The organism is Pseudomonas aeruginosa (genome assembly GCF_001457615.1).
Classification (GTDB): Bacteria; Pseudomonadota; Gammaproteobacteria; order Pseudomonadales; family Pseudomonadaceae; genus Pseudomonas; species Pseudomonas aeruginosa.
The window spans coordinates 160,421-183,609 of record NZ_LN831024.1; the positions used below are offsets into that span (position 1 = coordinate 160,421).

Here is a 23,189-nt window from a genome sequence, read left to right on the forward strand (position 1 = left end):
TCGTTGGCGCGACCGCCCGCCTCAGGCCGGGATATCCAGGTTCGCGTGGCCCGGCGCGGCGGCCGCCTCGGCGTAGACCTTCTCGTCCTCCTCGATCACCCGCGAGGCCGGCCCCACCAGCAACGGGTCGGGCTCATGGGCGATGCGCCGGTCCTTGTCCGGGTAGTCCAGCGAGTGCAGGAAGTGGCGGATGCAGTTGAGTCGCGCGCGCTTCTTGTCGTCGGACTTGATGACCGTCCACGGCGCGTCGGCGGTGTCGGTATGGAAGAACATCGCCTGCTTGGCGGCGGTGTAGTCGTCCCACTTGTCCAGAGACTTGATGTCGATGGGCGACAGCTTCCAGTGCTTGAGCGGATCGTCGCGGCGCGAGATGAAGCGCCGCAGTTGTTCCTCGCGGCTCACCGAGAACCAGTACTTGAACAGCAGGATGCCGCTGTTGGTGAGCATACGCTCCAGCTCCGGCGCCTGGCGCATGAACTCCAGGTATTGCAGCGGCGAACAGAAGCCCATGACCCGCTCGACGCCGGCGCGGTTGTACCAGGAGCGGTCGAAGAAGACCATCTCGCCGGCGGTGGGCAGATGTTGGATGTAGCGCTGGAAATACCACTGGCCCTGCTCCTGGGAGGACGGTTTCTCCAAGGCTACGATCCGCGCGCCGCGCGGGTTCAGGTGTTCCATGAAGCGCTTGATGGTGCCGCCCTTGCCGGCGGCGTCGCGGCCTTCGAACAGGACCACCACGCGCTGGCCGGTCTCCTTCACCCAGCTCTGCACCTTGAGCAGTTCGATCTGCAGGTCGTGCTTGGCCTTCTCGTACTCGTTGCGGCGCATCCGCGTGTGATAGGGATAGTTCGCCGGCAGGCTCGCCGAGGTGCTGTCCTCGCTGCTGCCGTGGGGCGCACTGGCGACCTGCAGGGCCACCGGCTTCTGGCTGATTGCCTGGATCTCCTCGCGGGCCTTCTGCGCCGGGCTGGCCACTCGCGGGCGGCGGGTCGCCGGCTTGCGCGGGCGCGGCGGGCGGCTGGCCGGGCCGGCTTGGCCGGCTGCGCGGCGGGTTGCTCGGGGGAGGGGGGACTGACAGTGGGTTCTTCGCTCATGCGGGACTCCTTCCGTTCTACGTTTTCAGCTATGCAGTCCCCCACTCTATGCCCCTGCCGGGAGGCGTCCGTTGACCCCCATCAAACCGCGCCCGGCCGCCACCGGGAGGAAAGCCTTACACCTCTCCAGAAATCCCTTGTAGGATATCGCCACGCGAGTGGCGCCCCGTCGTCGCCCCGCGGACCTGGATCAGCAGACAGGGTGAACACTGAGCTGGCTCTCATCAACCGAGGGCCGGCAGCGTTCGCGCCGGCCCGCCGATCCGACGAAGGTCCGCACATGTCCCGCACCTGGATTCGCAATCCCCTCGCCATCTTCACCGCCAACGGTCTCGACGCCGCCGGCGGCCTGGTCGTCGAAGACGGCCGCATCGTCGAGCTGCTCGGCGCCGGCCAACAGCCCGCGCAGCCCTGCGCCAGCCAGTTCGACGCCAGCCGGCACGTGGTGTTGCCGGGGCTGGTCAACACCCATCACCACTTCTACCAGACCCTCACCCGCGCCTGGGCGCCGGTGGTCAACCAGCCGCTGTTCCCCTGGCTGAAGACCCTCTACCCGGTCTGGGCGCGGCTGACCCGGAGAAACTCGCACTGGCCACCAAGGTGGCGCTGGCCGAGCTGCTGTTGTCCGGCTGTACCACTGCCGCCGACCACCACTACCTGTTTCCCGGCGGCCTCGAACAGGCCATCGACGTGCAGGCCGGGGTGGTCGAGGAACTGGGCATGCGCGCCATGCTCACCCGCGGCTCGATGAGCCTCGGCGAGAAGGACGGCGGCTTGCCGCCGCAGCAGACGGTGCAGGAAGCCGAGACCATCCTCGCCGACAGTGAGCGACTGATCGCCCGCTACCACCAGCGCGGAGACGGTGCCCGGGTGCAGATCGCCCTGGCGCCCTGCTCGCCGTTCTCGGTGACTCCGGAGATCATGCGCGCCAGCGCCGAAGTGGCGGCGCGCCACGACGTACGCCTGCACACCCACCTGGCGGAGACCCTCGACGAGGAAGACTTCTGCCTGCAGCGCTTCGGCCTGCGTACCGTGGACTACCTGGATAGCGTCGGCTGGCTCGGCCCGCGCACCTGGCTGGCCCACGGCATCCACTTCAACGCCGAGGAGATCCGCCGGCTCGGCGAGGCGGGCACCGGTATCTGCCATTGCCCGAGTTCGAACATGCGCCTGGCCTCGGGCATCTGCCCGACCGTGGAGCTGGAGGCGGCCGGCGCGCCGATCGGCCTGGGAGTCGATGGCTCGGCCTCCAACGACGCCTCGAACATGATCCTCGAGGCGCGCCAGGCCCTGTACCTGCAACGCCTGCGCTACGGCGCCGAGCGGATCACCCCGGAACTCGCCCTGGGCTGGGCCACCCGTGGCTCGGCACGCCTGCTCGGGCGCAGCGACATCGGCGAGCTGGCCCCCGGCAAGCAGGCCGACCTGGCCTTGTTCAAGCTCGACGAGCTGCGCTTCTCGGGTAGCCACGACCCGCTCTCGGCGCTGCTGCTGTGCGCTGCCGACCGTGCCGACCGGGTAATGGTCGGCGGCGCCTGGCGAGTGGTCGACGGTGCCGTGGAAGGGCTCGACCTGGCCGCCCTGATCGCCCGCCACCGCGAGGCGGCGAGCGCCCTGATCGCCGGGTGAGGCGGGCGCCGACAGAGGAGGCGCCAGGCTTCCTCTGTCGGTTCGCATAGGTCGGCGCGTGGCCCGCAACTGGCTAGACTGTGGCATTCCCCACCAGGAGCCGCCCCATGTCACGCGCCGCCCGCCCATGCAATCGCTTTTGCAGCCTTCTGCTAGGACTCGCCCTGCTGATGCCCGCCAGCCTTCCTCTGTCCGCTGCCGAAACGGTGGCGCCGCCATTGCCGCGGACGCTGATCATCGACACCGATCCGGGCGCCGACGATGTGATCGCCCTGCTGTTCGCCATGGCCTCGCCGAAGGAGCTGAAGATCCAGGCGCTGACCACCGTCGCCGGCAACGTGCCGCTGGAAAAGACCGCGCGTAACGCCCGGCTGGCCCGCGAGTGGGGCAAGCGCCCGGATATTCCGGTCTACGCCGGCGCCCCGCGACCGCTGCTGCGCACGCCGATCTACGCCGCCGACGTGCACGGCAGCGAAGGCATCAGCGGCGTCGAGGTGCATGAGCCGAAGCAGCCGCTGGCCGAAGGTAACGCCGTGGACTACCTGATCCGCACCTTGCGTGCGGCGCCGGAGAAGAGCGTGACCCTGGCCATGCTCGGCCCGGAGACCAACCTCGCGCTGGCCCTGACCCAGGCCCCGGACATCGTCAAGGGCATCCGCGAGATCGTGATCATGGGCGGCGCCCACTTCAACGGCGGCAACATCACCCCGGCCGCCGAATTCAATATCTTCGCCGACCCCCACGCGGCGGAAATCGTGCTCAAGAGCGGGGCGCCGATCACCATGCTGCCGCTCGACGTGACCCACAAGATCCTCACCAGCCCCGAGCGCATCGCCAAGCTGCGCAACCTCGGCAACCAGGCCGGCAAGACCGTCGCCGACATCCTCGACGCCTACGTCCAGTACGACATCAAGTACTACGGCCTGAAGGGCGGCCCGGTGCACGACGCCACGGTGGTCGCCTACCTGCTCAAGCCCTCGCTGTTCAAGGGCAAGCGGATCAACGTGCAGGTCGACAGCCGCGAGGGCATCACCTTCGGCCAGACCGTGGCCGACTGGTACGGCGGCCTCAAGCAGCCGGCCAACGTCGAGTGGATCAACGAGGGCGACGCCCAGGGGTTCTTCGACCTGCTCACCGAGCGTATCGCCCGCCTGCCCTGAGTCTCTCGTCGTACGGCCGGCGCCGGGTCAGCCGTGGCGCCGGCTGGCGAGTTGGCGCAGGGCCTGCTCGGCGTCGCCGACGACTAGCGTTGCCGGCACCGCCAGCATCAGATTGAGCGGCAGGCCGAACTCTTCCAGGGTCATGCCGTCGCGGTCGCGGGTCGGATCCTCGCCGATCAGCTCCGGGGCGTGCCGGCGGATTCGCTCGGCGTAGCTGCCGGCGTCGTCGACGTAGCCATAGACCGGCTTGCCGAGGGCGGTGGCATAGCCGACCTCGAAGGCGGTGCCGCTGTCCGGCTCGGCGCCGCGGAAGAAGTTCAGGTTGGCCAGCACCGCGTCGGCGCGTTCGATCAGGCCGATGTTGGCGCGGTAGATCCAGGCCGCCTGTTCGCGCGGCTCGGCGAGCTGTTTCGGCAGCGCGTTGTCCAGCGGGTAGAGGCCCTCGAAACCGTAGCGTGCGCACAGTGCCTTGAGTGCTTCGCCGTGGGCGACGGCGTCGGCGCGGAACACATCGGGACCGGCCAGATAGAGTTTCCGCGGCCTGGCCGCGGCGCGTACACCCGGCAGGCTGCCGAGCAGGGCGCCGGCGGGCAGCAGCAGGGCTGCCAGGCGCAGGAAGGTACGACGGCTGCTGGAACCCTTGGATCGGTTCATCGGATGCCTCTTGCAGGCCGGCCTCCCGGATGGGGCCGTTGTTGTCCAGCATTATGGCCGGCAAGCGACAGGCCGGGCGGCGGCTATCTGCCAGCAGCTAGGCGACGGCCTTCCCGCGATGTCAGGCGCGCTCGAGTTCCTCGGCGAGGCGTCGCAGAGCCTCGCGCGGGCCGCCGGCGACCAGCCGCGAAGGCACCGCCAGCATCAGGTTCAATGGCAGGCCGAAACCCTCCAGTTGCCAACCGTCGCGGTCCTCGCCGGGGTGCTCGCCGAGCCATTCCGGGGCCAGCCGGGCGAGGCGCTCGGTGTAGGCGCCGGCATCGCTGAGGTAGGCATATACCGGCTTGCCCAGGGCCAGGGCGTAACCCACTTCGAAGGCGGTGCCGCTGTCCGGCTCGCTGCCGCGGAACGGTTCGAGGTTGGCCAGCACGCAGTCGGCGCGCTCGATCAGGCCGACATTGGCGCGGTAGATCCAGGCGGCCTGTGCGGCTGGCTCGCGGATGTCGGCGGGCAGGGCGTGGTCGAGCGGGTAGAGGCCGACGAAGCCGAACTCGGCGCAGAGCGCCTTGAGGGTTTCGCCATGGGCTTCGGCGTCGGGGCGGAAGACGTCCGGCCCGGCCAGGTAGATCGCGGTCATCGCGTGCGTGCCTTGTTACGGAAAGCCAGCGCCCATGGTAGCGCCATCGTGGCGGCGCCGGCATGCACCAAGCGATGGCGCGCTGCACCGTCCTGCAGCCGCGCCGGCATGACGCGGCGCGCAGAAGCGCGAGCTTGAGCGGAGTTGTCCGGGTGGTCAGGTAATTGCATCGGCGGGCGGGCTGAACGCGAAGCCACGCCCGATGGCCAACCCTGCACTCACCGGAGCACGCCCATCCATGAAACACCGTCGCACGCAATCCCGCATGTCCGTCCTGCGCCGCCTTGCCGCCGTCCTCGGCCTCGGCGCCTGCGCTCTCGCCGCCGAGGCCGCCGAACCACTGAAGATCGGCTTCGTCTATGTCGGCCCGGTCGGCGACCACGGCTGGACCTACCAGCACGAACTGGGCCGCCGCGAACTGGTGGAGCACTTCGGCGACAAGGTGAAGACCAGCTTCGTCGAGAACGTCGCCGAGGGCGCCGACGCCGAGCGGGTCATCCGCAACCTGGCGAAAGACGGCTACGGCCTGGTCTTCACCACCTCCTTCGGCTACATGAACCCTACCGCCAAGGTGGCCCGGCAGTTTCCCAAGGTGACCTTCGAGCACGCCACCGGCTACAAGCGCGACAGGAACCTCGGCACCTACCTGTCGCGCTCCTACGAGGGACGCTACGTCGGCGGCTTCCTCGCGGCGAAGATGACCCGCAGCCACAAGATCGGCTACATCGCCTCGTTTCCGATTCCCGAGGTGATCCGCGACATCAACGCGATCCAGCTGGCGCTGGACAAATACGACCCGCAGGCCGAACTCAAGGTGATGTGGGTGAGCACCTGGTTCGATCCGGGCAAGGAGGCCGACGCGGCCACCGCGCTGATCGACCAGGGCGTCGACGTGGTGTTCCAGCACACCGATAGCCCGGCGCCGATCCAGGCCGCCGAGCGTCGCGGGGTGTACGCCGTGGGCTACGCCTCGGACATGCAGCACTTCGGTCCGAAGACCGTGCTCACCTCGATCGTCAACGACTGGGGCCCGCACTATATCCGCTCGGCCCAGGCGGTGATGGACGGCACCTGGAAATCCGAGGACTTCTGGGGTGGCCTGGCCGAGAGTACGGTGGTCCTGCCGCTGAACCAGGAGGTGCTGCCGGCGCCGGTGCGGGAAGAGGCGGGCAGGCTGATCGAGTCGATCCGCAGCGGAGCCTTCCACCCCTTCACTGGGCCGATCCGCGACCAGTCCGGCAAGGAGCGTTTCGCCGCCGGCGTCAGCGCGACCAATGCCGACCTGGCGTCGATGAACTATTACGTGGAAGGCATCAAGGCCGACCTGCCGAAGTGAGCCCTGGCCTTGTATGGAAAAAGTCGCCGAGCGCAGGCACTTTCCGTACAGGACCCATCGAGGAGAGCGCGATTGGACCGTCTACCCATCATCGACATCGCCCCGCTCTACGGCGCCGACCGTGGCGCCTGGAACGACGTGGCGCGGCGGATCGACCAGGCCTGCCGCGAGTGGGGCTTCTTCTACATCGCCGGACACCCGCTGCCGGCCGCGCGCTTCGAAGCCCTGTTGGCGGCGGCGCGGGAGTTCTTCGCGCTGCCCGTCGAAGAGAAGCTGAAGATCGATATCACCCGTAGCCGCAATCATCGCGGCTATGGCGCGATCGCCACCGAGCAGCTCGACCCGGCGTTGCCCAGCGACTTCAAGGAGACCTTCGACATGGCCCTGCACCTGCCGGCGGAGCATCCCGACGTGCGCGCCGGCAAGTCCTTCTACGGGCCCAACCGACACCCCGACCTGCCCGGCTGGGAGGCCCTGCTGGAAGGACACTATGCCGACATGCTGGCGCTGGCCCGTACCGTGCTGCGCGCCCTGGCCATCGCCCTGGGGATCGAGGAGGACTTCTTCGATCGCCGCTTCGAGCAGCCGGTCAGCGTGTTCCGCCTGATCCACTATCCGCCGGCCTCGGCCCGGCAGAGCGCCGACCAGCCCGGCGCCGGCGCGCACACCGACTACGGCTGCGTGACCCTGCTCTACCAGGACGCCGCCGGTGGCCTGCAAGTGCAGAACCGCCAGGGCGAATGGATCGACGCGCCGCCCATCGACGGCACCTTCGTGGTCAACATCGGCGACATGATGGCGCGCTGGAGCAACGACCGTTACCGCTCGACCCCGCACCGGGTGATCAGCCCGCGCGGGGTGCACCGCTACTCCATGCCGTTCTTCGCCGAACCGCACATGGACACCGAGATCCGCTGCCTGCCGGGCTGCTTCGACGCGGACAACCCGCCGAAGTATCCGCCGACCACCTGTGGCGATTGGCTGACCTCGCGCTTCGCGCAGACCTATGCCTATCGGCGCGGCGAAACGGCCTGAGCCGCCCGTCGCGCGCGGGAGCGGCTCGCGGGTTTGCCGCGGGCCTGACTCCCGGGACAGGTTAAACTTGCCGGCCAAGACCAGCCTGATCGAGAACCCACCCCATGTATGAATGGCTCAACGCCTTGCCCAAGGCCGAACTGCACCTGCACCTGGAAGGTACCCTGGAGCCGGAGCTGCTGTTCGCCCTCGCCGAGCGCAACCGCATCGCCCTGCCCTGGAACGACGTCGAGACCCTGCGCAAGGCCTACGCCTTCAACAACCTGCAGGAATTCCTCGACCTCTACTACGCCGGCGCCGACGTGCTGCGCACCGAGCAGGACTTCTACGACCTGACCTGGGCCTACCTGCAGAAGTGCAAGGCGCAGAACGTCGTCCACGTCGAGCCGTTCTTCGACCCGCAGACCCACACCGATCGCGGCATTCCCTTCGAGGTGGTGCTCGCCGGCATCCGCGCCGCGCTACGGGACGGCGAGAAGCTGCTGGGCATCCGCCATGGGCTGATCCTCAGCTTCCTCCGCCACCTCAGCGAGGAACAGGCGCAGAAAACCCTCGACCAGGCGCTGCCGTTCCGCGACGCCTTCATCGCCGTCGGCCTCGACAGCTCGGAAGTAGGGCATCCGCCGAGCAAGTTCCAGCGGGTCTTCGACCGGGCCCGCAGCGAAGGCTTCCTCACCGTCGCCCATGCCGGCGAGGAGGGGCCGCCCGAGTACATATGGGAAGCCCTCGACCTGCTCAAGGTCGAGCGCATCGACCACGGCGTACGCGCCTTCGAGGACGAGCGGCTGATGCGGCGGCTGATCGACGAACAGATCCCGCTGACCGTCTGCCCGCTGTCCAACACCAAGCTCTGCGTGTTCGACGACATGAGCCAGCACACCATCCTCGACATGCTCGAACGCGGCGTGAAGGTGACGGTGAACTCCGATGACCCGGCCTACTTCGGCGGCTATGTCACCGAGAACTTCCATGCCTTGCAGCAGAGCCTGGGAATGACCGAGGAGCAGGCCAGGCGCCTGGCGCAGAACAGCCTGGATGCGCGCCTGGTGAAGTGAGGGGCGGCGTGCCGGGTAGCCCGGCGCGCGACCCGCAAGGCGTTTCGTCGTCGCTGGCTTCTCGGCATTGATGATAAGCATTATCATTTGAAGGCCTGCTCAGCATTCCCATGGCGCCGCCCCGGCGCCGGCTTTCGTGCAGCCGTCCTCACCGATGCCCGACCGCGACCTACCTCCCGGCCCGCGCCCGGATGCCTTGCCGGCAGACGGCGAGGCGGCGCGCCGCGCGGATCTCCTCAAGGCCTTCCTGGCCCAGCGCCAGCGCATGGAAAGCCTGGTCAGCCGCTGGGTCGGCTGCCGGGCGACCGCCGCCGACCTGGTCCAGGAACTGTTCCTGCGCTTCTGGCGGCGCCCGGCCGCCCCGGTGGAGGAGCTTGGCAGCTACCTCCTGCGCAGCGCGCGCAACCTGGCCATCGACCACTTGCGTGGCGAAGGATCGCGGCAACGGCAACTGGACGACTGGCTGCCGGAGCAGCGCCAGGGCGAGCCGGTCGGTCCCGAGCAGGCGCTCGAGGCCGGCGACCAGTGGCGCCGGGTCGAGGCCGCCTTGCGCGGCCTGCCCGAGCGCACCCGGCGGATTTTCCTGCTCAATCGCATCCACGGCCGCACCTACGCGGAGATCGCCCAGGCCATGCAGCTTTCCCAAAGCGCCGTGGAAAAACATATGATGCGCGCCCTCGACGCCTGCAAGGCGAGCCTGGCCGGCCCGGCCGGCGAGCAGGCAAGGAGCGCCCAGCCATGACCCGACCCGATAGCGACGCCGCGCCCTACGAGCCCGTCCTCGAGCAGACCGCACAGGCCTGGCTGGTGCGCCTGCGCGGTACGCCGGATGCGGCGACCCGGCGGGCCTTCGAGGACTGGCTGGCGCAGCGGCCGGCGCATGCCGAGGCCTATGCCCGCGCCGAGGCGCTCTGGCGCCTGACGGAAATACCGGCGAGCCGCCTGGCCATCGAAGAGGCCGATGCCCTGGAAGCCTACCTGCGGCCGCGCCGAGCGTCGCGCAACCCGCGGCGCTGGGCCTACCCGCTGGCCAGCGTCGCCTGCCTGCTGGCGATGCTCTGGCTGGGCGGCTGGTGGCAGCCCGGCGACTGGCTGCAGGACTGGCGTGCCGACTATGTCGCCGCGCCGGGACAGGTCGCCGAATGGAAGCTGGCCGATGGCTCCTACCTGAGCCTGGACGCCGGCAGCGCGGTGCGCGTGCGTATCGACGGCGGCCAGCGGCGGGTCGAACTGCTGCGCGGCGCCGCCGCGTTGTGGGTGAAGCGCGACGCGCTGCCATTCGTGGTCGAGGCCGGCGAAGGTCGGGCGCGGGTACTGGGCACCGAGTTCGAGGTCCGTCGCGGCGCCGGGGCGACCCGCGTCACCGTGTTGCAAGGGCGGGTCGCGGTGAGCGCCGGCACCGGTGCGGGCGCCGCCGAGGAAGTGCTGGGCGCCGGCCAGCAGGTCGGCTTCGCCGACGGCAAGCTGGGCCGGCCCGTGGCCATCGACGCCGCCGCCGCGCTGGCCTGGCGCCAGGGTTGGCTGAGCTTCTACCGGCGGCCGCTGGCGGAAGTGCTCGACGAACTCGCTCGCTACTACCCCGGACGCATTCTCCTGCTCGACGACGCGCTCGGCCGCCAGCCGGTCAGCGGCAGCTTCCGCAGCGACGATCCCGAAGCCGCGCTGAAGTCGCTGCAGGCGGTGCTCGGCTATCGCCAGCAGATCCTGTTCGGACGCCTGGTGGTGATTCGCTGACGGCGGCCCCGCTCCGTTTGGCCGCAGGAATCTTTCCCGGCGAAGAATTTTTTTGCGCTGGGGGGTGAGGTAAATCCGGCGCCGCTTCGTGTAGTGCTCATGACCGCGATTGATTCGCATTAGAAAAGCGACCGACACGAGCAACCCATGACCCCCTTCCCGCGCTTCGCCCTGCGTACTCTCCCCGCCCTGTTCCTCAGCCTCGGCTGTCTCGCCGCCACCGCGCAGGCCGCCGAGGCGGTTCGCTACCGCTTCAGCCAGGCTGCCGCGCCGCTGGCCCAGGCGCTCAACGCGTTCAGCCGGGCCAGCGGGCAGACGCTGCTCTACACCGCCGAGCTGCCGCCGCAGGCGACCGCCCCGGCATTGCACGGTTCGCTGGACGCGGAGGAGGCGCTGCAACGCCTGCTGCAGGGCAGCGGCCTGCGCGCGCGGCGGATCGACGAGCGCACCCTGACCCTGGAACCGATCCCCGCCAGCGGCGCGCTCGACCTCGATGCCACGACGGTCTCCGCCGCCGCCCCGGCGCAGGGCTACCGGCCGGCGGCCAACGCCTCGATCAGCCGCGGCGATGCGCCGCTACTGGATATCCCCCAGGCGATCAGCGTGGTCCCGGCACAGGCGCTGCAGGACCAGCGCCCGCGCAACCTTGACGACGCGCTGGGCAACATCAGCGGCATCACCCAGGCCAACACCCTTGGCGGTACCCAGGACGCGGTGATGAAGCGCGGCTTCGGCGACAACCGCGACGGCTCGATCATGCGTGACGGCATGCCCTCGGTGCAGGGCCGCAATTTCACCGCCACCGCCGACCACGTCGAGGTGCTGAAGGGGCCTGCATCCCTGCTCTATGGCATCCAGGACCCGGGCGGGGTGGTCAACGTGGTGAGCAAGAAGCCGCAACTGCAACAAGCCAACGCCCTGACCCTGCGTGGCTCGGCCTACGCCCACGGGCGCAACGGCAGCGGCGGCCAGCTCGACTCCACCGGCCCGCTGGGCGACAGCGGACTGGCCTACCGGATGATCCTCGATCATGAGGACGAGGATTACTGGCGCGACTTCGGCAAGAGTCGCGAGACGCTGGTGGCGCCCTCGCTGGCCTGGTACGGCGAGGACACGACGGTCAACCTGAGCTACGAGCACCGCGAGTTCACCACGCCGTTCGACCGTGGCACGGCCATCGACCCGCGTACCAACCGCCCGCTGGACATCCCGCGCAGCCGGCGCCTGGACGAGCCCTTCAACATCACCGAGGGCCGTTCCGAGCTGACCCGCCTGGATCTCGAACGGCAGCTCGACGACACCTGGAAGGCCCACTTCGGCTACGGCTACAGTCGCGAGACCTACGACGACAACCAGGCCCGGGTGATGGCCGTGAATGCCGACGGCACCCTGACCCGGCGCATGGACGGCACCCACGGCGCGGTCAGCAGCGACAGCTTCGCCACCCTCGACCTGAGCGGAACGCTGCAACTGGCCGGGATGCAACATGACCTGCAATTCGGCATGGACCACGAGAAGCGCAAGATCTTCCGCGCCGACCTGCTGCGCGACAGCAAGACCAGCCGCTTCGACTACCTCGACCCGGTCTATGGCCAGGTGGTGCCGTCGACCCGGGTGGTCGCCGGCGACAGCGACCAGACCGACAAGCTGCGCAGCGACTCGCTGTACTTCCAGGACTCGATCCACCTGGACGAACGCTGGATCCTGGTCGGCGGCGCGCGCTACCAGATCTACGACCAGCTCGCCGGGCGCGGCCGGCCGTTCAACGCCAACACCGATATCAACGGGCAGAAATGGGTGCCGCGCGGCGGCCTGGTCTACCGCCTGAGCGACGAGGTTTCGCTGTACGGCAGCTACACGCGCTCGTTCAAGCCGAACTCGACCATCGCCCCGCTGAGCACCGGCGAGACCATCGATTCGGCGATCCTGCCGGAGGAGGCGACCTCCTGGGAGCTGGGCGCCAAGCTGGATGTGCCGGGGCGTCTCAGCGGCACCCTGGCGCTGTTCGACATTCGCAAGAAGAACGTGCTGGTCAACGAACTCGACGGTGCCGGCAACAGCAGCGTGCGCGCCGCCGGCCGGGTCCGCTCGCGCGGCCTGGAGCTGGACCTCACCGGCCAGCTCAGCGAACGCTGGAGCCTGATCGGCAGCTACGCCTGGCTCGCCGCGGAAGTCACCGAGGACCCGACCCTGGAGGGCAAGCGCCTGCAGAACGTGGCGCGCAACACCGCGTCGCTGTCGGCGGTCTACGAACTCGGCCAGCTCTTCGGCGGCGACCGCCTGCGCCTGGGCGGCGGCGCGCGCTACGTCGGCAAGCGCCCGGGCGACCCGGCCAATTCCTTCGACCTGCCGTCCTACACCGTGGCCGATGCCTTCGCCAGCTACGACACCCGCTTCGGCGGGCACGGCGTGAAGTTCCAGCTCAACGTGAAGAACCTGTTCGACCGCACCTACTACCCGTCCAGTGCCAATCGACTGTACGTGGCGATGGGCGAGCCCCGGCAGTTCCAGGTGTCGACGACGGTGGAGTTCTGAGTCGGCGCTCGCTCCAGGTGGGGTTCCCCGGCGTCCTCCTGGACGTGGAGGCCCCCCTGAAGGGCGAAGGGTCGGCGCGATGCTGCCCGACCATGCTCCATCTGGTTCCTTCTTCCCCAGGGAAGGGATTGCCCGGCGCGTGAGTCGTTCCGCCATCCAGTGCCTTCTCCCTTTGGGGAAAGGAAGGCGGAGAACCGCCTGGCACGACCTCGCCGCACGCCACACCTCGTTCCCAACCCGCCCGTTGGGTACCATGCCCGCACCACTCGCCGCCACGGCCGCCCCATGAACCTCGACAACCGCATCAAGTTCCGCCACCTCGCCTGCTTCCTCGAAGTCGCCCGCCAGCGCAGCTTCGCCAAGGCGGCGGATGCCGTGGCGGTGTCGCAGCCGGCGATCTCCAAGACCCTCAAGGAACTGGAGGAAATCCTCGGCGCGCGCCTGTTCGAACGGAGCAAGGCCGGCGCCGAGCTGACCGAGGCGGGCGTGACCTTCCTGCGCTATGCCGGCCCCTGCGTGCAGGCCCTGCGCGACGGGGTGAACACCCTGCGCGGCCACGAGGCGCAGGTCGAGACGGTGCGGGTCGGCGTGCTGTCGACGGTGGAGAGCCTGGTGGTGCCCGAGGTGATCCGGCGCCTGCACCGGCGCCACGGTGCGCTGGTGGTCAGCGTCGCCACCGGACCCAGCGCCTACCTGCTGGCGCAACTGAAGGTCGGCGAGCTGGACCTGGTGGTCGGGCGGATGACCGATAGCCCGGACATCCAGGGCCTGACCTTCGAGCACCTGTACAGCGAGTCGATGATGCTGGTGGTGCGTCCCGGCCACCCCTTGCTCGCCGCGCCCCTCGGCGACCCGCAGCGGCTGGCCGAATTCCCGCTGGTGCTGCCGCTGGCCGGCACCACCATCCGCCGCCACGCCGACAGCCTGTTCGTGCAATGGGGCATCCCGCTCGCCGGACAGCGCCTGGAAACCCTCTCGCCGACCCTCAGCCGCAGCTATGTGTTGCGCAGCGAGGCGATCTGGGTGGCGCCGCGCGATGCCGTGCGCCTGGACGTCGGCAACGGCGAGCTGGCCGAGCTGGACCTGGGTATCCGCGAACCGGGCGGTTCGGTCGGGCTGTGCCACAACGCGGCCTTGCCGTTGCCGCTGGGGGCGCAATGGTTCAGCGCGGTGTTGCGCGAGGTGGCCGCCGAGTTGCACTGATAAAGCATAACCAAATGGTTATGTATGGGGCCGGATAATTCACTGTCCCCGTCCCGCCTCCTGCGCAAGACTTCGTTTTCCATGCCTGAATCCACAAGCCTGGCGACCGATAACGCGAATAACAGGAGCCCGACATGCACGACGCCGAAAGCCGTCGTTTCGTCATCCGTGACCGAAACTGGCACCCCAAAGCCTTGACCCCCGACTACAAGACCTCCGTGCCGCGCTCGCCGAGCCAGGCGCTGGTGAGCATCCCGCAATCGCTCTCGGAAACCAGCGGGCCGGACTTCTCCCACCTCAGGCTCGGCCGCCACGACAACGACCTGCTGCTCAACTTCGACCACGGCGGCCTGCCCCAGGGCGAGCGCATCATCATGTTCGGCCGGGTCTTCGACCAGTACGGCAAGCCGGTCCCGCACACCCTGGTGGAGATGTGGCAGGCCAACGCCGGCGGGCGCTACCGGCACAAGAACGACCGCTACCTGGCGCCGCTCGACCCGAACTTCGGCGGCGTCGGCCGGACCCTCACCGACAGCGAGGGCCACTATTACTTCCGCACCATCAAGCCCGGGCCCTATCCCTGGCGCAACGGCCCCAACGACTGGCGCCCGGCGCACATCCACGTGTCTGTCAGCGGCCCGGCGATCGCCGCGCGGCTGGTCACCCAGATGTACTTCGAGGGCGACCCGCTGATCCCCAAGTGCCCGATCATCCGCACCCTTGCCGACCCGGAGGCGGCGCAGAGCCTGATCGGCCGGCTCGACATGAGCATGGCCAACCCGATGGACTGCCTGGCCTACCGCTTCGACATCGTCCTGCGCGGGCAGCGCAAGACCTTCTTCGAGAACGCCTGAGGAGCCGACCATGAGCCACGAACTGCTGCGGGAAACCCCTTCCCAGACCGCCGGTCCCTATGTCCACATCGGCCTGGCGCTGGCCGCCGCCGGCAACCCGACCCGTGACCTGGAGATCTGGAACCGCATGGCCCGCGAAGACGCGCCGGGCCAGCACATCCTCCTGCTCGGCCACGTCTACGACGGCAACGGCCACCTGGTGCGCGACTCGTTCCTGGAGTTCTGGCAGGCCGACAGCGAAGGCCGCTACCAGGAGCGCTACGATCCGGAGCGTCCGTTCAACAGCTTCGGCCGCACCGCCACCACCTTCGATGCCGGCGAGTGGACCCTGCACACGGTCAAGCCGGGGGTGGTGCGTAACGCCCAGGGCGTGCCGATGGCGCCGCACATCAACGTCTCGCTGTTCGCCCGCGGCATCAACATCCACTTGCAGACCCGGCTGTACTTCGATGACGAGACCGAGGCCAACGCCGCCTGTCCGGTGCTCAACCTGATCGAGCAGGCGCCGCGTCGCGACACCCTGCTCGCGCAGCGCTGCGAAGTGGACGGACAGCTCGCCTACCGTTTCGACATCCGCATCCAGGGCGACAACGAGACGGTGTTCTTTGACTTCTAGGCGCATCGATCGCGCGGGAAGGAAGGGCGCCCTTGCCGGAGCGGCAAGGGCGTACCCAGAACCCGCCGATGGGTACCTGACATTACTCCCGGAGGGCGATGGGTAGCCCCGACAGTACTACAGTCGGAGGCGCTCCGGTCAATTGCGATGATCGAACGAGTGTCCGATAATCGGCGAGCCTTTCCGTGACCCGAGCCCGAACGTCCATGAGCGAACTCCCGGAACACCCCGCCACCCTGGCGCCGCCGACCGTCCTTTCGCCGGCCAAGCGCATCGAGGCCTTCACCGGCGATCCCAACTTCATGACCTCGCTGGCCCGTGGCCTGGCGGTGATCCATGCGTTCCAGGAGCGCAAGCGGCACCTGACCATCGCCCAGATCAGCCACCGCACCGAGATACCCCGCGCCGCCGTGCGTCGCTGCCTGCACACGCTGATGCAGCTTGGCTACGCCACCACCGACGGGCGCACCTACTCGCTGTTGCCGAAGGTGCTCACCCTCGGCCACGCCTACCTGTCGTCGACGCCGCTGGCGATCACTGCGCAGCCGATCCTCGACCGCCTCAGCGAACAGCTCCACGAAGCCTGTTCGATGGCCACCCTGGAGGGCGACGACGTGCTCTACATCGCCCGTTCGGCCACTCCCCAGCGGCTGATTTCGGTGGACCTCAACGTCGGCAGCCGGCTGCCCGCCTATTGCACCTCGATGGGCCGCATCCTCCTCGCCGCGCTGGACGACGACGCGCTGCACGCCTACTTCGGCGGAGTGGAGATGCAGGCCAAGACCAGCCGTACCCTGTATACCCCCGAGACCCTGCTGCCGTGCCTGGTGGAGATTCGTCGCCAGGGCTGGTGCATCGTCGACCAGGAGCTGGAAGTCGGCCTGCGCTCGCTGGCGGTGCCGGTACGCGACTCCGCCGGCCATGTGCTCGCCGCGCTGAACGTCGGCACCCATGCCGGGCGGGTCTCCCGCGCCGAACTGGAAAGCCGTTTCCTGCCGTTGCTGCTGGAGGCCAGCCGCGAGCTGAGCGCGCGCCTGTTCACCTGACGCCGGAGGCGATCCCCTCCACAAGTTTGGAAAAGGAACCCCCGCTTCCATCTGATAGTCGCAATCCTTGGGGACGCGGCTAGAATCCCTGCCAATTCTGGGAGTTTCCGGCCGGATCGGCCGGTATCTGTATGGATCGCGAAGGGGAAGGCATGTCAGACGCCAGAGGCGCTTTTCATTCCAAAGGTCGCTGGTCGCGGATGGCGCTGCCCGCCATCCTGTGCGCCGGCCTGCTTGTCGGTTGCGGCGCCGAGCCGCCCGCCGAGGAACACGTCCGTGTGCTGGCGCAGACGGTGAAGATGGCCGAGTTCGCCTCGGCCACCTCGATCACCGGCGACATCCAGGCACGGGTACAGGCCGACCAGTCGTTCCGTGTCGGCGGCAAGATCGTCGAGCGCCTGGTCGATGTCGGCGACCACGTCGCGGCTGGCCAGGTGTTGGCGCGGCTCGACCCGCAGGACCAGCGCAGCAACGTGGAGAACGCCCAGGCGGCGGTCGCCGCGCAGCAGGCGCAGTCGAAGCTCGCCGACCTCAACTACCAGCGGCAGAAGGCGCTGCTGCCCAAGGGCTACACCAGCCAGAGCGAGTACGACCAGGCGCTGGCCTCGGTGCGCAGCGCGCAGAGTTCGCTGAAGGCCGCCCAGGCGCAGTTGGCCAACGCCCGCGACCTGCTTTCCTATACCGAGCTGCGTGCCTCCGACGCCGGGGTCATCACCGCCCGCCAGGCCGAGGTCGGCCAGGTGGTGCAGGCCACCGTGCCGATCTTCACCCTGGCCCGCGACGGCGAGCGCGACGCGGTGTTCAACGTCTACGAGTCGTTGTTCAGCCACGATGTCGACGGCCAGCGGATCACCGTCAGCCTGCTCGGCAAGCCGGAAGTCACCGCCAGCGGCAAGGTCCGCGAGATCACCCCCACGGTGGACGAGCGCAGCGGTACGCTGAAGGTCAAGGTCGGCCTCGACTCGGTGCCGGCGGAAATGAGCCTCGGCAGCGTGGTCAACGCCAGCGTCGCCGCGCCGGCCGAGCACAGCGTGGTGCTGCCCTGGTCGGCGCTGTCCAAGGTCGGCGAGCAGCCGGCGGTCTGGTTGCTCGACCAGCAAGGCAAGGCGCGTCTGCAACCGGTGCGGGTGGCACGCTACGCCAGCGAGAAGGTGGTCATCGACGGTGGCCTGGAGGCGGGCCAGACGGTGGTCACGGTGGGCGGCCAACTGCTCCATCCGGGCCAGGTGGTCGAGGTGGCCCAGCCGCCGCAGCCGACCCAGAGCACCGCCAGCCGCGACGCCGTGGGCGGAGGCCAGCCATGAAGCCGTTTTCCCTCGCCGGCCTGTTCGGCTTCGTCCTGCTCCTCTCCGGCTGCGGCGACGAGCCGCCGCCGGCACCGCCGCGGCCGGTGCTGACGGTGACCGTGAAGACCCTGAAGAACGACGACCTCGGTCGCTTCGCCGGGAGCATCCAGGCGCGCTACGAGAGCGTGCTCGGCTTCCGCACCAACGGACGGATCGCCTCGCGCCTGTTCGACGTCGGTGACTTCGTCGGCAAGGGCGCGCTGCTGGCGACCCTCGACCCCACCGACCAGCAGAACCAGTTGCGCGCCAGCCAGGGCGATCTGGCCAGCGCCGAGGCACAGTTGATCGACGCCCAGGCCAATGCCCGGCGCCAGGAAGAACTGTTCGCCCGCAGCGTCACCGCCCAGGCGCGCCTGGACGATGCGCGGACCCGCCTGAAGACCAGCCAGGCCAGCTTCGACCAGGCCAAAGCGGCGGTGCAGCAGGCCAGGGACCAGCTTTCCTACACGCGCCTGGTGACCGATTTCGACGGCGTCATCACCACCTGGCACGCCGAGGCCGGGCAAGTGGTCAGCGCCGGCCAGGCGGTGGTCACCCTGGCCCGGCCCGAAGTGCGCGAGGCAGTCTTCGACCTGCCCACCGAGGTCGCCGAGAGCCTGCCGGCCGACGCGCGCTTCCTGGTCAGCGCCCAGCTCGACCCGCAGGCCAGGACCACCGGCAGCATCCGCGAGCTGGGTCCGCAGGCCGACGCCTCGACCCGCACCCGTCGCGTGCGCCTGAGCCTGGCGCAGACGCCGGAGGCGTTTCGCCTCGGTTCGACCATCCAGGTCCAGCTGAGCAGCGCCGGTAGCGTGCGCAGCGTGCTGCCGGCCAGCGTGCTGCTGGAGCGGGACGGCAAGACCCAGGTCTGGGTCGTCGATGGGAAACAGTCCAGCGTGGCCCTGCGCGAGGTACAGGTGCTCAGCCGCGACGAACGCCAGGTGGTGATCGGACAGGGCCTGGCCGACGGCGACCGGGTGGTCCGCGCCGGAGTCAACAGCCTCAAGCCCGGCCAGAAGATCAAACTCGACGAGGATGCGCGATGAAGGGCGGTTTCAACCTGTCGGACTGGGCCCTGCGCCACCAGTCCCTGGTCTGGTACCTGATGGCGGTATCGCTGGTGATGGGCGTGTTCTCCTACCTCAACCTGGGGCGCGAGGAGGATCCCTCGTTCGCCATCAAGACCATGGTCATCCAGACCCGCTGGCCGGGCGCCACGGTGGACGACACCCTGGAGCAGGTCACCGACCGCATCGAGAAGAAGCTCGAGGAGCTGGACTCGCTGGATTACGTGAAGAGCTACACGCGACCCGGCGAATCGACGGTCTTCGTCTACCTGAAGGACACCACCAAGGCCGGCGACATCCCGGATATCTGGTACCAGGTGCGCAAGAAGATCTCCGACATCCAGGGGGAATTCCCCCAGGGCATCCAGGGACCGGGTTTCAACGACGAGTTCGGCGACGTGTTCGGCAGCGTCTACGCCTTCACCGCCGACGGCCTGGACTTCCGCCAGCTGCGCGACTACGTGGAGAAGGTGCGCCTGGACATCCGCTCGGTGAAAGACCTGGGCAAGGTGCAGATGATCGGTGCGCAGAACGAGGTCATCTACCTCAACTTCTCCACCCGCAAGCTGGCCGCCCTCGGTCTCGACCAGCGCCAGGTCGTGCAGAGCCTGCAGGCGCAGAACGCGGTGACCCCGTCCGGCGTGGTCGAGGCCGGCCCCGAGCGCATCTCGGTGCGCACCTCAGGCAACTTCCGTTCGGAAAAGGACCTGCAGGCGGTCAACCTGCGGGTCAACGATCGTTTCTACCGGCTGTCCGACCTGGCCAGCATCAGCCGCGATTTCGTCGACCCGCCGACCTCGCTGTTCCGCTACAAGGGCGAGCCGGCCATCGGCCTGGCGGTGGCGATGAAGGAGGGCGGCAATATCCTCGAGTTCGGCGAGGCGCTCAATGCGCGCATGCAGGAGATCACCGGCGAACTGCCGGTTGGCGTCGGCGTGCACCAGGTGTCGAACCAGGCCCAGGTGGTGAAGAAGGCGGTCGGCGGTTTCACCCGGGCGCTGTTCGAGGCGGTGGTGATCGTCCTCATCGTCAGCTTCGTCAGCCTCGGCCTGCGCGCCGGGCTGGTGGTGGCCTGCTCGATCCCGCTGGTGCTGGCGATGGTCTTCGTGTTCATGGAATACACCGACATCACCATGCAGCGGGTTTCCCTCGGCGCGCTGATCATCGCCCTCGGCCTGCTGGTGGACGATGCCATGATCACCGTGGAGATGATGATCACGCGCCTCGAACTGGGCGACTCGCTGCACGACTCGGCGACCTACGCCTACACCTCGACGGCCTTCCCGATGCTCACCGGGACCCTGGTGACGGTGGCCGGCTTCGTGCCCATCGGGCTCAACGCCAGCTCCGCCGGCGAGTACACCTTCACCCTGTTCGCAGTGATCGCCGTGGCGCTGCTGCTGTCGTGGATCGTCGCGGTGCTGTTCGCCCCGGTGATCGCCGTGCACATCCTGCCGAAGACTCTCAAGCACAAGTCGGAGCAGAAGAAGGGCCGCATCGCCGAGCGTTTCGACAGCCTGCTGCACCTGGCGATGCGCCGGCGCTGGACGACCATCTTCCTCACCGCGCTGCTGTTCGGCGTGTCGCTGTTCCTGATGAAGTTCGTCCAGCACCAGTTCTTCCCGTCTTCCGACCGTCCGGAACTGCTGGTCGACCTCAACCTGCCGCAAAACAGCAGCATCCACGAGACCAGGGCGGTGATGGACCGCCTGGAAGCGACGCTGAAGGACGACGAGGACATCGACCACTGGAGCGCCTACGTCGGCGAAGGCGCGATCCGCTTCTACCTGCCGCTGGACCAGCAGTTGCAGAACAACTTCTATGGCCAGCTGGTGATCGTCACCAAGGACCTGGAGGCCCGCGAGCGCGTCGCCGCGCGCCTGCGCGATCGCTTGCGCAAGGACTACGTCGGCATCAGCACCTACGTGCAGCCGCTGGAGATGGGGCCGCCGGTGGGACGGCCGATCCAGTACCGGGTCAGCGGACCGCAGATCGACAAGGTCCGCGAGTACGCCATGGGCCTGGCCGGCGTGCTCGACGGCAACCCGAACATCGGCGATATCGTCTACGACTGGAACGAGCCCGGGAAGATGCTCAAGATCGACATCGCCCAGGACAAGGCGCGCCAGCTCGGGCTTTCCTCCGAGGACGTGGCGCAGATCATGAACAGCGTGGTGACCGGCAGCGCGGTGACCCAGGTGCGCGACGACATCTACCTGGTGAACGTCATCGGCCGCGCCGAGGATAGCGAGCGCGGCTCGCTGGAGACCCTGGAGAGCCTGCAGATCGTCACGCCCAGCGGCACCTCGATCCCGCTCAAGGCGTTCGCCAAGGTCAGCTACGAGCTGGAGCAGCCGCTGGTGTGGCGCCGCGACCGCAAGCCGACGATCACGGTGAAGGCGTCGCTGCGCGGCGAGATCCAGCCCACCGACCTGGTCGCCCGGCTGGCGCCGGAGGTCAAGCGCTTCGCCGACGGCCTGCCGGCGAACTACCGGATCGAAGTGGGCGGCACGGTGGAGGAGAGCGGCAAGGCCGAGGGCCCGATCGCCAAGGTGGTGCCGCTGATGCTGTTCCTCATGGCGACCTTCCTGATGATCCAGTTGCAGAGCGTGCAGAAGCTGTTCCTGGTGGCCAGCGTCGCGCCGCTGGGGCTGATCGGGGTGGTCGCGGCGTTGCTGCCGACCGGCACGCCGATGGGCTTCGTGGCGATCCTCGGGATTCTCGCGCTGATCGGCATCATCATCCGCAACTCGGTGATCCTGGTGACCCAGATCGATGCCTTCGAGAAAGACGGCAAGACGCCCTGGGAAGCCGTGCTGGAAGCCACCCACCACCGCACCCGGCCGATCCTGCTGACGGCGGCGGCGGCCAGCCTGGGGATGATCCCCATCGCCCGCGAAGTGTTCTGGGGGCCGATGGCCTATGCGATGATCGGCGGCATCGTCGCCGCCACGCTGCTCACGCTGATCTTCCTGCCGGCGCTGTACGTCGCCTGGTACCGGATTCCGGAACCGGGACGCTGAGCGCGGCGTAAGGGGAAGGGGGCGCCGCCGTAGCAGAGTCTGTGCGGGGGGAAGGAGAGCGGACGGCGGGTGGGCCATCCGCCCCGACGCCGGGCAGGGTATGCCCGGCGTTGCTACGGCGACGGCGGCCAGTATAGGCAGCCCGGCGCCAGGGAAAATCCGACCAATTTACGAATCTGTTTTGCAACCGAGGTAATAGTGGACACATTGCAAGGCATGCGCGTGTTCGCCAGGGTGGTGGACAGCGGCAGCTTCACTTCCGCCGCCCAGGCCCTGGACCTGTCCACCGCGCAGGTATCGCGGCTGATCTCCGACCTGGAGGCGCACCTGCAGACGCGCCTGCTGCACCGCACCACCCGGCGCCTGGCCCTGACCGAGGCCGGCGAGCGCTACCTGGAGCGGTGCCGCGGGATCCTCGAGGACATCGAGGTCGCCGAGGCCGAAGCCGCCGGCGCGCACATCCGCCCCTGCGGCCGCTTGCGCGTGCAGTCGCTGATGGGCATGGGCCAGCATCACCTGGTGCCGATGATCGCCCGCTACGGCGCACTGTTCCCCGACGTGGTGATCGAGCTGACCCTGTCCCAGCGCAACCCGGACATGCTCGAGGAAGGCCAGGACGTGCTGATCACCGGCGAGCGCCAGTTGCCCGACTCGGAGTTCGTCGCCCAGCGCCTGGGCAGCATCCACAGCGTGCTCTGCGCCAGTCCCGGCTACCTGCAGCAGCACGGCGTGCCACGCTCGGTGGACGACCTGGAGCGCCACGTCTGCCTGCGCCTGCAGGACCCGGCCTACCCGGAGGGCTGGATCTTCGCCGACGAGCAGGGCGAGCGCACCGTCAGCCCGCAGAACACCTTCATGGTCAATGTCGCCGAGGTCATGGCCCAGGCGGCCAAGGCCGACCTCGGCATCGCCCTGCTGCCCAGCTACGTGGCGGCCGCGGCGCTGCGCAACGGCGAGCTGCTACGAGTGTTGCCCGGCCATGCCATGCACCAGCGGACCATCTATGCGCTGTATCCCTCGCGGCGTTACCTGGACGCGAAGATCCGCACCTGGGTCGATCTGTTGCAACAGGAACTTCCCCAGGCATTCGCCCGCGACGAAACTACCATGCAAAGTTCAAGTTACTGGGCACAGTGAAGGATTGTTGTTATTGAGGTAATACTCTCTCGTCTGTTTGGCTATTTTT

The 23,189-nt window shown here is 68.5% G+C and carries 18 protein-coding genes and 1 pseudogene; 16 read left to right on the top strand and 3 right to left on the bottom strand.

Annotated elements, in window-relative coordinates; genetic code table 11:
* Positions 1-21 precede the first annotated feature (21 nt).
* Entirely contained in the window at positions 22-918 is an 897-nt protein-coding gene (gene ppk2 / locus AT700_RS00720) for a polyphosphate kinase 2 (RefSeq protein ID WP_003121626.1), read from the bottom strand.
* Positions 919-1,374: 456 nt separating this feature from the next.
* Between ppk2 and AT700_RS00725 the strand changes: the two are divergent.
* Together AT700_RS00725 and AT700_RS00730 are read left to right on the top strand one after the other, a co-directional pair.
* Positions 1,375-2,723 (top strand): annotated as a pseudogene (locus AT700_RS00725) (8-oxoguanine deaminase).
* 107 nt (positions 2,724-2,830) lie between these two features.
* Positions 2,831-3,883, top strand: coding sequence for a nucleoside hydrolase (locus AT700_RS00730; RefSeq protein ID WP_019681401.1), 1,053 nt, complete (start codon positions 2,831-2,833; stop codon positions 3,881-3,883).
* A 27-nt stretch (positions 3,884-3,910) separates the two neighbouring features.
* Here AT700_RS00730 and AT700_RS00735 read toward each other — a convergent pair whose 3' ends face one another.
* A complete protein-coding gene (locus AT700_RS00735; RefSeq protein ID WP_003117212.1) occupies positions 3,911-4,537 on the bottom strand; it encodes a nucleoside 2-deoxyribosyltransferase in 627 nt (208 codons plus the stop codon).
* 121 nt (positions 4,538-4,658) lie between these two features.
* Positions 4,659-5,174, bottom strand: coding sequence for a nucleoside 2-deoxyribosyltransferase (locus AT700_RS00740; RefSeq protein ID WP_003162250.1), 516 nt, complete (start codon positions 5,172-5,174; stop codon positions 4,659-4,661).
* A gap of 238 nt (positions 5,175-5,412) precedes the next feature.
* Here AT700_RS00740 and AT700_RS00745 point away from each other — a divergent pair, with 238 nt between their 5' ends.
* From AT700_RS00745 to AT700_RS00810, 14 genes are all read left to right on the top strand, one after another.
* Positions 5,413-6,510: a BMP family ABC transporter substrate-binding protein gene (locus AT700_RS00745; RefSeq protein WP_048520696.1), complete on the top strand. Its 1,098-nt coding sequence runs from the start codon at positions 5,413-5,415 to the stop codon at positions 6,508-6,510.
* Between the two features lie 72 nt (positions 6,511-6,582).
* Positions 6,583-7,545, top strand: a complete 963-nt coding sequence (locus AT700_RS00750; RefSeq protein ID WP_003112640.1) for an oxidoreductase — start codon at positions 6,583-6,585, stop codon at positions 7,543-7,545.
* A 104-nt stretch (positions 7,546-7,649) separates the two neighbouring features.
* A complete protein-coding gene (locus AT700_RS00755; protein ID WP_003112641.1) occupies positions 7,650-8,600 on the top strand; it encodes an adenosine deaminase in 951 nt (316 codons plus the stop codon).
* Between the two features lie 196 nt (positions 8,601-8,796).
* Complete coding sequence (locus AT700_RS00760; protein ID WP_003112642.1) at positions 8,797-9,342, top strand: RNA polymerase sigma factor; 546 nt, start codon at positions 8,797-8,799, stop codon at positions 9,340-9,342.
* Positions 9,339-10,334 (top strand): FecR family protein, encoded by a 996-nt coding sequence (locus AT700_RS00765; RefSeq protein ID WP_048520697.1) that lies wholly within the window; start codon positions 9,339-9,341, stop codon positions 10,332-10,334. The genes AT700_RS00760 and AT700_RS00765 overlap by 4 nt, the downstream gene beginning before the upstream one ends.
* A 147-nt stretch (positions 10,335-10,481) precedes the next feature.
* The gene (locus AT700_RS00770) at positions 10,482-12,869 is read left to right on the top strand and encodes a TonB-dependent siderophore receptor (protein WP_004352017.1); all 2,388 of its coding nucleotides are present in this window, start codon (positions 10,482-10,484) and stop codon (positions 12,867-12,869) included.
* Between the two features lie 285 nt (positions 12,870-13,154).
* Positions 13,155-14,072 (top strand): pca operon transcription factor PcaQ, encoded by a 918-nt coding sequence (pcaQ, locus tag AT700_RS00775; RefSeq protein WP_009314968.1) that lies wholly within the window; start codon positions 13,155-13,157, stop codon positions 14,070-14,072.
* A 134-nt stretch (positions 14,073-14,206) separates the two neighbouring features.
* Positions 14,207-14,926 (top strand): protocatechuate 3,4-dioxygenase subunit beta, encoded by a 720-nt coding sequence (gene pcaH, locus AT700_RS00780; RefSeq protein WP_003102187.1) that lies wholly within the window; start codon positions 14,207-14,209, stop codon positions 14,924-14,926.
* Positions 14,927-14,936: 10 nt separating this feature from the next.
* Positions 14,937-15,542, top strand: coding sequence for a protocatechuate 3,4-dioxygenase subunit alpha (pcaG, locus tag AT700_RS00785; RefSeq protein ID WP_003118582.1), 606 nt, complete (start codon positions 14,937-14,939; stop codon positions 15,540-15,542).
* A gap of 206 nt (positions 15,543-15,748) precedes the next feature.
* Positions 15,749-16,588 carry an IclR family transcriptional regulator domain-containing protein gene (locus tag AT700_RS00790; RefSeq protein ID WP_003083866.1) on the top strand — a complete coding sequence of 280 codons (840 nt, stop codon included), beginning with the start codon at positions 15,749-15,751 and terminating at the stop codon, positions 16,586-16,588.
* A gap of 152 nt (positions 16,589-16,740) precedes the next feature.
* Positions 16,741-17,892, top strand: a complete 1,152-nt coding sequence (gene triA / locus AT700_RS00795) for a triclosan efflux RND transporter adaptor protein TriA (protein ID WP_003118583.1) — start codon at positions 16,741-16,743, stop codon at positions 17,890-17,892.
* Positions 17,889-18,959, top strand: coding sequence for a triclosan efflux RND transporter adaptor protein TriB (triB, locus tag AT700_RS00800; RefSeq protein WP_003102196.1), 1,071 nt, complete (start codon positions 17,889-17,891; stop codon positions 18,957-18,959). Before triA ends, triB begins: the two co-directional genes overlap by 4 nt.
* A complete protein-coding gene (triC, locus tag AT700_RS00805) occupies positions 18,956-22,003 on the top strand; it encodes a triclosan efflux RND transporter permease subunit TriC (RefSeq protein WP_003102199.1) in 3,048 nt (1,015 codons plus the stop codon). Before triB ends, triC begins: the two co-directional genes overlap by 4 nt.
* A 198-nt stretch (positions 22,004-22,201) precedes the next feature.
* On the top strand, positions 22,202-23,140 hold the full coding sequence (locus tag AT700_RS00810) for a LysR family transcriptional regulator (RefSeq protein WP_003121631.1): 939 nt from the start codon (positions 22,202-22,204) through the stop codon (positions 23,138-23,140).
* Positions 23,141-23,189: the final 49 nt, after the last annotated feature.